The 12,346-nt window shown below is 65.3% G+C and carries 13 protein-coding genes; 7 read left to right on the forward strand and 6 right to left on the reverse strand.

Annotated features, from left to right (window positions below):
• Positions 1-20 precede the first annotated feature (20 nt).
• The 3 genes from AB0M73_RS01480 (at position 21) to AB0M73_RS01490 (ending at position 2,050) form a co-directional block, all read left to right on the forward strand.
• Positions 21-788, forward strand: coding sequence for a class I SAM-dependent methyltransferase (locus AB0M73_RS01480; protein ID WP_363885498.1), 768 nt, complete (start codon positions 21-23; stop codon positions 786-788).
• A gap of 97 nt (positions 789-885) precedes the next feature.
• Positions 886-1,845, forward strand: coding sequence for an ABC transporter substrate-binding protein (locus tag AB0M73_RS01485; RefSeq protein ID WP_363885500.1), 960 nt, complete (start codon positions 886-888; stop codon positions 1,843-1,845).
• 46 nt (positions 1,846-1,891) lie between these two features.
• Positions 1,892-2,050, forward strand: a complete 159-nt coding sequence (locus AB0M73_RS01490; protein WP_363885502.1) for a hypothetical protein — start codon at positions 1,892-1,894, stop codon at positions 2,048-2,050.
• Between the two features lie 800 nt (positions 2,051-2,850).
• Here AB0M73_RS01490 and AB0M73_RS01495 read toward each other — a convergent pair.
• The 4 genes from AB0M73_RS01495 to AB0M73_RS01510 form a co-directional block, all read right to left on the reverse strand.
• Positions 2,851-3,741 (reverse strand): aminoglycoside phosphotransferase family protein, encoded by an 891-nt coding sequence (locus AB0M73_RS01495; RefSeq protein ID WP_363885504.1) that lies wholly within the window; start codon positions 3,739-3,741, stop codon positions 2,851-2,853.
• An 11-nt stretch (positions 3,742-3,752) separates the two neighbouring features.
• Positions 3,753-5,090: a helix-turn-helix transcriptional regulator gene (locus tag AB0M73_RS01500; protein ID WP_363885506.1), complete on the reverse strand. Its 1,338-nt coding sequence runs from the start codon at positions 5,088-5,090 to the stop codon at positions 3,753-3,755.
• A gap of 375 nt (positions 5,091-5,465) precedes the next feature.
• A complete protein-coding gene (locus AB0M73_RS01505) occupies positions 5,466-5,921 on the reverse strand; it encodes a GNAT family N-acetyltransferase (protein ID WP_363885508.1) in 456 nt (151 codons plus the stop codon).
• 15 nt (positions 5,922-5,936) lie between these two features.
• Positions 5,937-7,271 carry a helix-turn-helix transcriptional regulator gene (locus AB0M73_RS01510; RefSeq protein ID WP_363885687.1) on the reverse strand — a complete coding sequence of 445 codons (1,335 nt, stop codon included), beginning with the start codon at positions 7,269-7,271 and terminating at the stop codon, positions 5,937-5,939.
• A gap of 241 nt (positions 7,272-7,512) precedes the next feature.
• Between AB0M73_RS01510 and AB0M73_RS01515 the strand changes: the two genes are divergently transcribed.
• The 4 genes from AB0M73_RS01515 to AB0M73_RS01530 are packed head-to-tail and all read left to right on the forward strand — an operon-like array spanning position 7,513 to position 9,357.
• On the forward strand, positions 7,513-7,752 hold the full coding sequence (locus AB0M73_RS01515) for a hypothetical protein (protein ID WP_363885510.1): 240 nt from the start codon (positions 7,513-7,515) through the stop codon (positions 7,750-7,752).
• A 3-nt stretch (positions 7,753-7,755) separates the two neighbouring features.
• Positions 7,756-8,169, forward strand: a complete 414-nt coding sequence (locus AB0M73_RS01520; protein ID WP_363885512.1) for a recombinase family protein — start codon at positions 7,756-7,758, stop codon at positions 8,167-8,169.
• Entirely contained in the window at positions 8,166-9,002 is an 837-nt protein-coding gene (locus AB0M73_RS01525; protein ID WP_363885514.1) for an SAM-dependent methyltransferase, read from the forward strand. Before AB0M73_RS01520 ends, AB0M73_RS01525 begins: the two co-directional genes overlap by 4 nt.
• Position 9,003: 1 nt before the next feature.
• Positions 9,004-9,357 (forward strand): RNA polymerase-binding protein RbpA, encoded by a 354-nt coding sequence (locus AB0M73_RS01530; protein ID WP_363885689.1) that lies wholly within the window; start codon positions 9,004-9,006, stop codon positions 9,355-9,357.
• Between the two features lie 48 nt (positions 9,358-9,405).
• Here AB0M73_RS01530 and AB0M73_RS01535 read toward each other — a convergent pair whose 3' ends face one another.
• Both AB0M73_RS01535 and AB0M73_RS01540 read right to left on the reverse strand, forming a co-directional pair.
• The gene (locus AB0M73_RS01535) at positions 9,406-11,340 is read right to left on the reverse strand and encodes an ATP-binding cassette domain-containing protein (RefSeq protein ID WP_363885516.1); all 1,935 of its coding nucleotides are present in this window, start codon (positions 11,338-11,340) and stop codon (positions 9,406-9,408) included.
• Between the two features lie 216 nt (positions 11,341-11,556).
• Positions 11,557-12,339 (reverse strand): ABC transporter ATP-binding protein, encoded by a 783-nt coding sequence (locus tag AB0M73_RS01540; RefSeq protein WP_363885518.1) that lies wholly within the window; start codon positions 12,337-12,339, stop codon positions 11,557-11,559.
• Positions 12,340-12,346: the final 7 nt, after the last annotated feature.

Genomic DNA, 12,346 nt, shown 5'->3' on the forward strand with positions numbered 1-12,346 from the left:
GAGAAACAGGAGCCGACTCTGTGACCAACAACCGCACCAGGGCCCAGCTCTTCGGGGCGATCGCGATGGACTACAGCCGGTTGCGGCCTGGCCCGCCGGCGGCTGCACTCGACTGGTTGGTGGGCATCGACTGCGAGACTGTGGTGGAGCTTGGCGCCGGCACGGGGCTCGCTACCCGGCAGCTCGCCAAAGTCGTATCCGAGGTATGTGCCGTTGAGCCCGACGAGCGGATGCTCGAGGCCTTCATCGTCGACAGCACGAGCGTCAGCTTGCGGCAGGGCAGCGCCGAGGACATTCCGGTCGCCGACGGCAGCGTCGACGGCGTGTATGCCTTCGATGCCTGGCACTGGGTGGACCTGAGTCGTGCTGTCCCTGAGGTCGCCCGCGTACTGCGGCCCGACGGCCAGTTCGGGGTGGCGTGGACCACCATCGACACCACGCTGCCGCTGTGGGCGGAGTTCTGGTCAGTCATCGACGGTGCGCACGAAGGAGACCAGCAGCCTGGACGATTTACGCTTCCGGAGGGTGCACCGTTTGCCAAGCCCGAGGGCTACACCTTGTCGTGGGTGCGGCCAATGCTGCTCGAGGATCTTGTGTCCTTGCTGTGTACCTACAGTCCTGTCCTGGCAATGGAGCCTGCGGAACGTGCCGGCTACCGCCGCAGGCAGCGTGACTTCCTGAAGCAACACTCGTTGGTGCAGGGCAACGATCTCGTGGACGTTCCATATAGGACGGTGTGTTGGCGAACACGCCGCCGCAACGCTCCGTTCCTGAGAGTTTTTGATTAGCAACCATGTTATTCCAGCAGCGGGTCGAGGGAAGACGATGACGTTTACGAGTAGCCGTACGAGCGGGCCGAGATACGTATCCTGGCTGGTGTTTGTCGTGGCCGTGGGCATGCTGTGCACCACGGCAGGCTGCGGCCTGCTGAACGGGTCTCGCGAGGCGGACAGCACCGACAACAGCCACCACCTGGAGAAGCCGAACATCAACGTGGGCGTCAGCCCCTTGATCGACGCGGCGCCGTTCTACATCGCGCAGCAGAAGGGTTACTTCGCTGCCGAGGGGCTGCACATCAAGGTCGTCCCGGCCGTCAGCGGCGCGGACACCATTCCGTTGCTGGCCGGCGGACACATTGACATCGGCATCAGCAACTGGGCCACGATCCTCTCCTCGCAGGAGAAGCAGGTCGGCAACTACCGGATCCTGTTCGATGCCGGGCAGGGCAGGTCGGGTGTGATCGTCGTGGCAGCCCGGCCTGACAGCGGCATCAGGGGGCCGAAGGATCTGGTCGGCAAGACCGTCTCCACCAGTACCGTCAACGACGTGCCGTCCCTGGCCCTCAAGGCGATCCTGCAAGCAAACGGTGTTGATTACAACCAGGTGCACGTGGCCGTTGTCCACCACCCGGAAACGCCGGCGGCTCTGGCGAACAAGCTCGTCGACGCCGCGATCCAGGTGGAGCCGTACATCACCAAGGCACACGAGCAGACCGGTACCGAGCCGGTGGTCGATCTCTTCGGTCCCGGCGTCATGCACGACCTGCCGATCAGCGGCTGGTTCGGGTTGAAGAAGTTCACCGACGGGGATCCGAAGACTGCGGCCGCCTTCCAAAGGGCGATGGCCAAGGGTGCGGCCGACGCGGCGAACGACCAGACAGTGCGCCAGATTCTCCCCTCGTACGCCGGCATCGACGCCAGCACCGCGGCGCTGGTGACGATTCCCGTGTTCCCAACGTCGTTGTCGGCCACGAGGCTCCAGCGGGTTGCCGACTTGATGACGACGTACGGACAACTCAAGGGTCACCTTGATGTGGCACCGCTGTTGTACACGCCGCAGCGCTAGGAGCGTTCGTCGGCGGCCTTGTAACCAAGCACTGGGTGCGTGATGCATGAAGAAGATCATGATTTTCGGTGGCGTGGCGCTCTTGCTGTTCGCGTTGATCGCCCAGCCGGTGAGCTCCGCGTCTTGGGTTAAAGAGATCGTGGGCGGTCTCGGCTATGGGGCCGAGAGGATCATCGGGTTCGTGCAGGAGCTCCTTCCGACCTGACAAACGTACGACGCTGTCCGAGATGCCTGGCGATTGACGGACTTGCCAACGGCCGTAGGGAGACATCGGGGAAGCCTGGTTCACGCCGGAACGGATCTGGCCCGCAGACGGGTCGAGCTTGCAGCTCTACATCACGCCGGACCCACGACGCGATCACGAGCTTGGTGCGTTGCTGGACCCCTGCAACGCCGTGTTCGCGCAGTATCCGCTGCTCGTGGTGCCGCAGGAGTGGCACCACGTCACGGTGCAGCCCATCGCGCACGTGCCAGCGGCCCAGATTCGGGACGAGCAGCGCGCCACGTTCATCGCCAACCTCGGTGCTCGGCTGGCGGCGGTGCCGGCATGGACCTGGACGATGGGCTCGCCCCTGGTCAGTGGTCGTGCTGTGCTGCTCGACACGAGTCCCGACAAGCCGTTTCATAGGCTGCTCGACACGGTGCGCACGGCGGTCGCGGATGCGTTCGGACCGGCGCCGGTCTCCTACGACACGAGTCCGGCGCACATTGACACTGTGCTATCCCCGTACAGACGTCGCTTCCACTCCCGCCCGGGAGATACGGCAGAAGCTTCGGCGGGTGCGCCCCAGTCATGCGCCGATACATGTCCACAAGGTGCAGCTCGTGGACGTCCAGCAGGACGCCGAGCGGGGGTTCCGCTGGTGGGAACACGTGCACACGTTCCGGCTTGCGGGACAGGAATGATCGCGCGGAGCGCGGTGTATGGCTGATGGGCTGATGCCGCGGTTCGTTCCTACGACGCGCCTACGCCAGCCTCTGCGGCGGCGACATCCGGAGACCCATTCAGAACGCCGACCACGCCCACGGCCGAGCGACCTCGCCGCGGAGGCACGCCACTCGGTGGCGGCTTTCGGCCGCGGCTCGTTCGTTGGTAGACGCCTTGTTGAGCACAAAGGACAGCCACCTCAGCTCGCGGAGGGAAGCCAATGTCCGGAAGCCAGGCCACGCGATCACGTCGTGGCCACCGTAGGTGTCGACGAAGTCCGCGTACTCGTTGGCGGTGATGCGTTCGAAGTCGGTTCGGTCGACAGCCAGCGAGATTAGATCCCACTCCGGGCGCCCGATGCTCATCGTCTCCAGGTCAAGCAAGACCGGCTGGCCGTCGTCCGGGACGGCGATGTTGCCCTGCCAAGCATCGCCGTGTACGACGCGAGTCGAAAGGCCCGGCGGCAACTGCTCGTACGCCGCGCGCAGCTCCGCTAGGTGCTGCTGGAGCCAGGCGATGTCGTCGGCTGAGACCGACGATGCCACTCCGATCCGCTCATGCAGGTCGGCGAACGGATCAAGGGCGGGAAAGGGAGAATCGGAGGGCATCGGTAGGGCATGGAGCTTGCGCAGCACAAGGCCGAGCTCAGCCGGAGTTGCTGGGCGGTGCGGCGGCAGCAACCGCCACCAAGTGATTGGCTGGCTGGCAACAACCGTCGGTTGCTCGACATCGTCCAGTGCCGTGACGACCTGCAGCCCGGACTGCGCAAGCCACCGTGATGCCCAGATTTCGCGCCGTGCGGTCTCCGCTGTTCCCACTCTGCCGATTCTCGCCACGATCCCGTGCGGTAGGCGGTACATGACGTTGGCGCCGTCGCGTATCAACTCCGCACCAGCCGTTGCAAGGCCGGCAAGCCTGCCCGCGACGTCAAGCAGTTGGCGAGGCTGGAGGTCGGAAGTCGTAGACACGCTCACCTATGTCACTTGGTGCCGATGGCCGGCTTGAGAAGACTGCGCAGTTCGGCTACTTCGGAGATCGAGTTGTGGCGCTCTGCAACACGATCAAGGATGCGAAGCTCGTCAGTCACCCGACGGGAGTGCAGTACTGCGGCGTCGGTGACGGCTTCAAGTCCGATCTTAGCGGCCTTCCGCGGATCGTCCGCCCGCATGGTCAGCGTTGCGAGCCGTACCCGCGAGAAGGCTCGCGACCGCGGATACTGGTTGCTGTGCAAGCGAATGGCGGCACCCAACCGCTCCGCGGCCAGTTCCGGACGCCGGGACGCGACGGCAAAGGGCGTCAGGGCCCGCGCCGTGCTGCCCTGATGCTCGGCCTCGTCGTAGTAGACCAACCACGGCGGGTCCTCCTCCGGGCAACGCTCAGTGAAGTAGGCATCTGCCCGGTCGACCTCGGTACGAGCCTCGTCATGGCGGTTAAGAAGGGAGAGATACCTGGCGCGCATCGTGGTCACCATCGCGCGGCCGGTCGCGGGCAATCGGTCGGATCGGACACAGGCGAACTCGATCAGCGACAGCGCCTCGTCGAGGTCGCCACGGTAGGCGGCTTGCCGCGCCATGTCTGCGAGGATCGTCGCGCGGAGGGGCCACGACCCGCCTCGATCGGCGCACCAGAGTGCGAAACGGAAGTACTCGCCAGCGGCATCCTGGTCCCCGATATCGAAGGCTGAGAAGGCTACTACGCCGGCGAGGTTGCCAACTGCCTCGTGCATCGCGCGGCCCACGTCGTTCGACGCCTGAGCTTCAAGGAGCCGAGCTGACCAACGAAGCTGGCCCTCAGCCGCCTCGCAGGACAGTCCGCCGCCGAACATGTTCTCCGAGAGCGCGAAAGCCTTGGTGGTCGCGCGCATCTGGTCGACATCGGACCAACCGATGTGCGCCGGCACCGGGCTTGCTACGGCGATCCGCGCCAAGAACTCCGTTGGGCTGGCGTTCGGCGCGAGGGCTGAGGGACGCTCGGCGAGCGGGACGATCTCGCGGCGAAGCTGGTTGGCCGCAGCTTGGAACTCGACCAAGGCCGCCTCACGCTGTGCTGCCTCCTGCGCAAGCTTGGCGGCTTCGAGATCGTCGAAAGCAGCAAGCAGCGCCCCGCTCGCTTTCAACAGCGCGTCGGCCTGTTGCCAGAACCTCCGGTCCTTGGAGCGTTGGCCGGCTTCGAGCTTGGTGACGAGGGTGCGATCGCAGTAGAGAGAGCGACCAAGTTGCCCCTGACTGATGTCGGCGGCGGTCCGGAAGATCTTCAGACGTTCTCCAAGTGCGCGGCGTAGCGCCTGGAGGCGCTCTGGCTCATCCACGTCGACCACGCTCCCGGAAGGTCCTCGTACTCAACCGTCAGCCTAGTCACCTGCGGCAATGTATGGAACACGATCTGCTACCTCAACGGAGGTGCCGTGTCCTGGCTTCGGAGAAGATGCGCTCGAACTGGTGATGCGAGTTCGTTTCCACTTCCGGCGTGGCTCTCCTGGGTACAAGGTGCCCCGTGACGTGGTGACCCAGATGAGGGAGAAATGTGCAGGCAGAAGTGATCGCTGAGTCGCCGTGCTTTCTGTCAGCGAGGCGCCTTGGTGGCAAGGTGTTCGTGTACCGGTCGATCCTGGTAAGAGACGAGGGTGAATGATGCGGCGAGGGACTGCTCGTCGCCAGTAGACCTGCTGACTGGCGACGAGGCAGTGTTGCCCTTAACTAGCGTCAAGGCCGACCCGGTAGAACACCTTCGACTCGTCCACTGGCGCGTCCATCGCGGCGTAAAACTCCTGGGCGGCGATGTTCGTGTGCTCGGTCATCCACTCCACCCGGCTGCACCCATGCTTGACCGCTACCGTGGTCAAGCTGTCCATCAGGAGCTTGCCGATGCCCTGCCGTTGGTGGCTCTGTGCGACGTACAGCTCCTTCAGGAAGAGGGAGCGGGTCAACCCAGCGGCGGGCCATAGGAAGGAGTAGGCGGCCAGCCCGACTAGCTGCGTGCCGTCCCAGGCGAGTAAGGCGTGGCCGGCGTTTACCTCGCTGAAGAGCGCCTCCTTGATCTGTTGGAGGCGCTGGTCAAGCGGCTCAACTGCGGTAGCGCCGTAGAACGCGTCCAGCTCTGCGAGCAGCGAAGCCATGGCCTTGATGTCTTTCGGCTCGGCCGTGGTCACATGGGGCACGGATACCTATTCCTTATCTGTCTGGGACGGGGGTAGAAGGTCTTGGAGATCTCGAATTGCCGGCAACGCCACCTGCTGTCGGGGTACCGTCTCCACGATCTGCTGCGCGCGCAGCGAGATGATGCCCTGCCGCTGCGCTTCCGTCAGTCCGAGCAGCGTCTTCGCCAGATATGACGCTCCGGCTGGTACATCGCCGCCCTTCACGAGGCACGCCGCCCGGTCGAGCTGCGTAAACGCCCTGTCCATGTAATCGCCTGGCGCAACCAGTTCCAGCGCCCGGTCCTGGGCTGTCCACGCCCCCCGCATGTCACCCAGATGCACGAGCGCGTTGCTCTCGTGGAAGCGGAGCTGCGCCTCGTTGTAGCCAAGGGCTGACGGCAGCAGTACCTCGCCGTCGAGGCCAGACAGCAGGGTCTCGGCCTGGCCTAAGGCACGCCGCGTCTCTTCATGCCTGCCAAGCAAGGCCTGGGCACGCCCTTCGAGGGCCGCGGCAAGGACGGCTCCCACGCAGGCTTCCCGTGGCGCAACCGCCTGTGCATCCTGCGCGACGGCAATCGCTTGCGCGGTGTCCTCGGCGTAGTAGTGGCCGTATGCCTCCTGCGCCAGCACCCATGCGTGGGTGACGGGGTCGCCGGCTTCTCTAGCTGCGCTTCGGGCAGTGCGAGCCCAGCGCCGGAAGGAGGGACGGTCGTCGAGCTTGACGAGCGTCAGCACCATGAGACCAGCCATCTGGGCGGCCACACGCGTAAGCCGGCGGAGCGCGGAGGCGGATTGGCATCGAGCCATGGCCTGCTTGAGGTCCGAGAGGTCGACGGTGAGGTCCATGAGGAGGGCGCCAGCGGGCCGATCGCGGGTGAACTCGCCGTAGCGCCAGGCCGAGCGCTCCCAGTCTTCAAGCACGGCTTCGCTCATCGTCGCTCCGTGAAGTACGCCATCGAGGCCGCGCCGAACCTGTTCAGCCTGATGCAGCACGCGAGGGCCGTACGGTACGGCTTGGGCAAGCTGCGTGGCCTGCCGTCGAGCACGGTTCGCTTCGACACGGACGGCGGCGAGCGAAGCTTGGCGCTGCTGTTCCTTGTACTCGTACTCGGCGGCGTCGAGGGCATCGAATGCCACCAGGAGCGCGCCGTCGGCATGTAGTACGGCATCCACCTGTTCCCAGAATCGCCGGTCCTTAGACCGCGTACCTGCTTCAATCCGGGTGACCAGCGTGCGGTCGCAGTACATGATGTCCGCGAGCTCGCCCTGCTTCAGGTCGGCGTCCTGGCGGAAGACGGCGAGCCGTTCGCCGAGCGCACGGCGCAGCTGGTCAAGGTGCTCTGCTTCGCGGGCCATGTACATCACGTCCACGTCGTCTATTAGAACTGCGGTGCATACCGCCTTGAGCGTAGCGAGCGGTGACAAGTCCTGTGACAACGGCCGAGCCGCTGTCGCGCACCGCGCCTGTCACAGGACAGGGTGAACCCAGGTTCCCGGCGTCGGGAGGACACCGTAACTCCCCTTCACTCGGCGCCTCCTCGCCAAGTCGGTGTCGCCGTTGACCCCGGCGCCGGGAACCGCCCATGAGACCAGGTGGTGGCTGATGATTTCGTTGGAGCGACGGAACACCCCGCAGTCCGACACTGCCTGCGCGCCGACCATTATGGACCCGCCGCTGCCGGAGATCCGGCAGCTCTACTGCTTGATCATCCTCACGCTGCGCTCACACACGGACGGCTCGTCGGCGGAGGATTCCTCGACGGAGGTGCGATGCCAGCGTTGCCGCGAGCCGTGGCCCTGTGCGGCCGTCTGCCGGGCCTGCGACCTGCTCGAGGTGATCTGAACGATGGCGAAAACGCAGCCGTCCGATCAGGACGAGCGCCAGGTGGTCGGCTACGTGCTGGCCGATGAACCGGATGAAGTTGCGATCGCCTTGCTGCGTAAGCAGATCGCGATGTACTGCGGCGTGAGTGGACTGCGACTGGTGACAGTGTTTTGCGACCGCGGCGTTGGCGACGACACCACGGCACGCGCACGATTCTTCGAGCTAACCCGGATGCTGGCCGACAAGTCGATGTACGGCGTGGTCGTTCCGACGCTTGACCATCTGTCGTCGTTCAGCTTGGTCCGTCTGGTCCTGATTCGCATGATCAGCACGGCCGGCAGCCAACTGTTCGTGATCGACGACACCGTGGGGCACGGAGCAACCGCGGCGACGCTGTCTGTGGCCAGCCCGGGGCAGGGTGGCAATATCCCATGACCGTCACCAACCAGGCCGATGAGTGGGCGCCGGACTTCGCTCACGGGCCGAAGACTGTAGACCTCGACCGCGCTTGCCCGGCCCGGATGAACGACTACTACCTCGACGGGCACTACAACTTCGCCATCGATCGCAAGCAGGCGCGCTTGGCGCTCGCGGTGCTGCCCGAGCTGCGAACCGCCGCCCGCCAGAACCGAGCGTTCGTCCGGAGGGCTGTGCAATACGCCGCGCGTCGTGGTGTTCGCCAGTTTCTCGACCTCGGAAGTGGCCTGCTTGGTGCTGGCAGCGTCCACGCCGTCGCGCAACGGATTGCGCCTGATTGCCGGACGATCTACACCGACAACGAGCCGGTCTCGGTTGCGCACAACGACAAGGTGCTGGAGGCGAACCCCTGCGCGATGTGCTTCGCAGCGGACATCACGCGGCCGGAGCAGGTGCTCGAACACGCCGCGGTCCAGCATCTGCTGGATCTCCATCGTCCGGTACTCGTCCTGCTGTGCGATGTGCTCTCATTCGTCCCCGACGAGCAGCGGCCGCGCGCGGTAGTCGACGCATATCGCACCGCCCTTGCGCCCGGCAGCTACCTGGCCTTCTCGCACCTCACCGATGCGGACTACCCGGAGCAAATGGGGCAGGTCGCAAAGCTGTACGAGCGCACGCAGGACCACCTGTACCCGCGGTCACGGCCGGAGATCGGCAGCATGCTGGCGGGCTTCGATCATCTCGCTCCGCCGGGCATCACGTACGCCTCACTGTGGCGGCCTGTGTCCATCGAGGACATCGGGAACCCGATCGAGTCGTTGAACTTCGTCGCACTTGGGGCGGTGGCTTAACATCGTGGCCCGGAGACCGAATCGCCCGGCTTCACCCCTGTTCCGTGTGCGACCATCAGTATCAGACGAGCTTGCCCCTCGCACGAGTATCAAGTACAGCTGTCCGCAGGGCCACGACTTCTCCGTGCCGTTCCTCGACGATCCCGAGGTCGCCATTCCCGCCGTCTGGCGTTGCTGCCAGCATGGGCGCGAGTCGGAGCGCTCGGATGGCGCTGAGGCTCCCAAGCCGAAGCCGCCACGCACTCACTGGGACATGTTGCTTGAGCGTCGTTCTATCCCAGAGCTGCAGGCATTGCTGGAAGAACGGTTGACGCTGCTCCACAAGATGAAAGGCGTTCGGCAGATCAAGCGCTGACTAGCGATCGGGGAGGGCAGGTCCGACCCGCGGCGGGCATGTCATACGCTACGAAGCGGCAGGCACGTCGTTGTCCTGATAGGCGGCAGCTTGCGTCTGATACAGGTCGTGGTACCGAGTGCCTGGCCCGAGCGCCATCAGTTGGTCGTGGGTGCCTTGAGCGATGATCCGCCCCTCGTCGAAGACGAAGATGCGTGAGCACATCTTCACCGAAGCCATCCGGTGCGTGATCAACACGCAGGTGGTGTCGGTGTCCAGTTCGGCAAGCGTGCGATAGATGCGGGCTTCGGCCATGGCGTCCAGGCTGGCCGTCGGCTCGTCGGCGATCAGCAGGCTTGCCCTACGGAAAAGGGCGCGGGCGATCGCCACCCGCTGTTCCTGGCCGCCGGACAAGCTCGTGCCCATCACGAACTGCTTGGACAGCATGGTGCGCCAGCCGAACGGTGCCGACGCCGCGACGTCGTCCGCGCCGGACGCCTCGGAAGCCGCGGTCAGCGCCGTGCCCTCGGGGTCGATATCGTCACTGCGGCCAATACGGATGTTGGTCGCGAGGCTCACCGGCCAATGGATCGGGTCCTGCATGACCATCGCTACGTCGCTGAAGACCGTATCTGGATCGACGTCGGCCAGGTCAACGCCGTCGCGGAGGATCCGCCCGCTGGTGGGTAGGTAGAGGCCGGCGAGGAGCTTGGCCATGGTGGTCTTGCCGGATCCGTTGAGGCCCGCCAGTGCGACGGTTTCGCCGCGACGGATCTCCAGGGACACCTCGTGCAGCACAGGCGTGCCCGTCCCTGGATAGGAGAAGGACACGTTCTCCACCTGATACATGCTCGGCGCCTTCGGCGCGCTGGTCCCGGTAGTGGGCTGCATCCGATCGGCGCAGTCGCTCAAGAACGTCCGGAAGGCGTTCACGTACAGGGACTCCTCGTACAGCCGGTTCACGGCGAGCACCACGTCGGCCAAGCGGCTGCGTGACGTCTGAATGGCGATTAGTGCACTGCCCGCGATCGGCAGGGGAATCCTGCCGGTGAAGACGAAGAGCCCGAGCAGCGCGTAGGACACGCCCAGCCCAAGGCCACCAACTGTCCGCCCGACCAGGCGCGTTCGCGCCTGCCGTCCTGCCAAGCCGATCTGTTCGTCTTGCAGGATGGTGCCGAACTTGCCGAATTCGGCTCGCAGGTACGGCTGTGCCTGGTACGCGCGGATCTCGGGCGCAGCCTTTTCGTTGTCAGCCAGTCGTTCGACGAGGTATCGCCGGCGCCGGATCGGCGACAAGCGTCGCATCGAGCCATACAGGGCACGGGCGTTAGACAGCGCCGCCCAGGAGTCGGGGAGCACCGACACCACGAGCGCCGGCAGCAGGAGAGGGTCTAGGAGGGCGAGCGTCGCCGACATCGCCACAAGGCCGATCAAGGACTCCAGCGCGGTGAGCATCCGCACGAACGCGCCATCAACGTGCATGCCACCGGACTGGGAAGCCAGTTCGCGTGCGTCGTACCACGCCGAGTCGTCGTAGGCGGTGAGCGGCACAGCGAGGGAGGCCGCGAAGACTTCCTCCTCGCACGACCGCCGCATGACGACGCTGATCTTCTCGATGCCGTACTGACTGACGGCGTCCGCCAGGCGCTGGAGGGCGAGCGCAGCCATGACGGTCAGCACGGCCGGCACGGCTGCGACCAGCCGGTTCGGCGTCGAGCCGTCGGCCAGCAGCTGCCGAAGCACTGTTGACGTGGAGTACAAGCCGAAGCCGGCGGCGATACCCGCGACCCCAGTGGTCACGAGCACCATGACCACGGTGCCAGGAAAATGCGGCCAAGCCCGGGAAAACAGGTAGCGAGCCGTGTCGGGTAGCCGTAGGAACATCCGCCACAGGGAGGTGTTTCGCGCCTCGGCTTCGAACTCGGCGGACCGCCACTTCGGCATGATCAGCTCGTTCTCGGTGCCAGCAAACGGGTCTTCGCTTCCAGGGCGTCGTCGAGACACCAACGTCTCCTTCATGAGAGGCCGGAGGGAGAACTGTGCATAGTCGGTGGCCGTTTGACCGTTGTAGCGAGCAGGAAGGATCTCGAACGGCTGTTCGGCTCGTGTCTACCGTGTTGGACCAGCGGCATCGCCCGGTCGGATGAGGACCAGGCGCCCGAGGCGCTGCACGCGGTCAGGATGAAGAGATCCGCCTGAATCGCAGAGCGCGTGACCGCGTCAGCGCAGCTGCGTTGCTCGTTCCTCTGACGGACGCAGCATCGTCGCGATGTTGGTGCGCAGGCGCACGAACACGTCATCGCTGCGCGTCCGGACCTGATCGCGAGGCACGGGTAGATCGACCACGAGGTCGGCCTGCACGGTTGACGGTGCCGTGGACAGTACGAGCACACGGTCGGCGAGGTAGACGCTTTCGTCTATGTCGTGGGTGACGAGCAGGATGGTCATGTCCGCCTCGTCCCGAAGGTTGAGCACCAGGTCCTCGAGCTCGGCGCGGGTATGCGCGTCAACTGAGGCGAACGGCTCGTCCATCAGCATGAGCGAGGGACGGTAGGCCAAGGCGCGGGCGATCGAAACGCGTTGCTGCATGCCGCCCGACAGCTGGCCTGGATGCTTCGCAGCAGCTGCCGTCAGGCCGACCCAGGCGAGTGCTTCGCCGACCCGGTCCTCGAGTTCAGCAGCCGACAGACCGCGGCCGCGGAGCGGGAACTCGACGTTGCCGGTGACGGTCTTCCACGGCAGCAGGGATCGGCTGTAATCCTGGAAGACCACGGCAAGATCGTCGGGCACGCCGACGACCGGCTCGCCGTGCAGTAGCACGGTGCCGCGGCCGGGCGTGATGAGTCCGGCGATGCAGCGCAGGAGCGTTGACTTCCCACATCCGGACGGACCGACCACGCACACGATCTCGCCGGCCTCAACGACAAACGACACGTCGTCGATGGCTTTGTATGTGGTGCCGCCGGCTGTGTAGGTGTGACCGAGTCCGTCCACTTGCAACATGGGCATA

The sequence above is a fragment of the Kutzneria sp. NPDC051319 genome (assembly GCF_040682195.1).
Taxonomy (GTDB): domain Bacteria; phylum Actinomycetota; class Actinomycetes; order Mycobacteriales; family Pseudonocardiaceae; genus Kutzneria.

Excerpts from the sequence above, each read along its gene's own strand:
- AB0M73_RS01490 (WP_363885502.1), top strand. The coding sequence starts at position 1,892 with ATGAAGAAGATCATGATTTTCGGTGGCGTGGCGCTCTTGCTGTTCGCG.
- AB0M73_RS01510 (WP_363885687.1), bottom strand. The coding sequence starts at position 7,271 with ATGTACATGGCCCGCGAAGCAGAGCACCTTGACCAGCTGCGCCGTGCG.
- AB0M73_RS01515 (WP_363885510.1), top strand. The coding sequence starts at position 7,513 with ATGATTTCGTTGGAGCGACGGAACACCCCGCAGTCCGACACTGCCTGC.
- AB0M73_RS01520 (WP_363885512.1), top strand. The coding sequence starts at position 7,756 with ATGGCGAAAACGCAGCCGTCCGATCAGGACGAGCGCCAGGTGGTCGGC.
- AB0M73_RS01525 (WP_363885514.1), top strand. The coding sequence starts at position 8,166 with ATGACCGTCACCAACCAGGCCGATGAGTGGGCGCCGGACTTCGCTCAC.
- AB0M73_RS01540 (WP_363885518.1), bottom strand. The coding sequence starts at position 12,339 with ATGTTGCAAGTGGACGGACTCGGTCACACCTACACAGCCGGCGGCACC.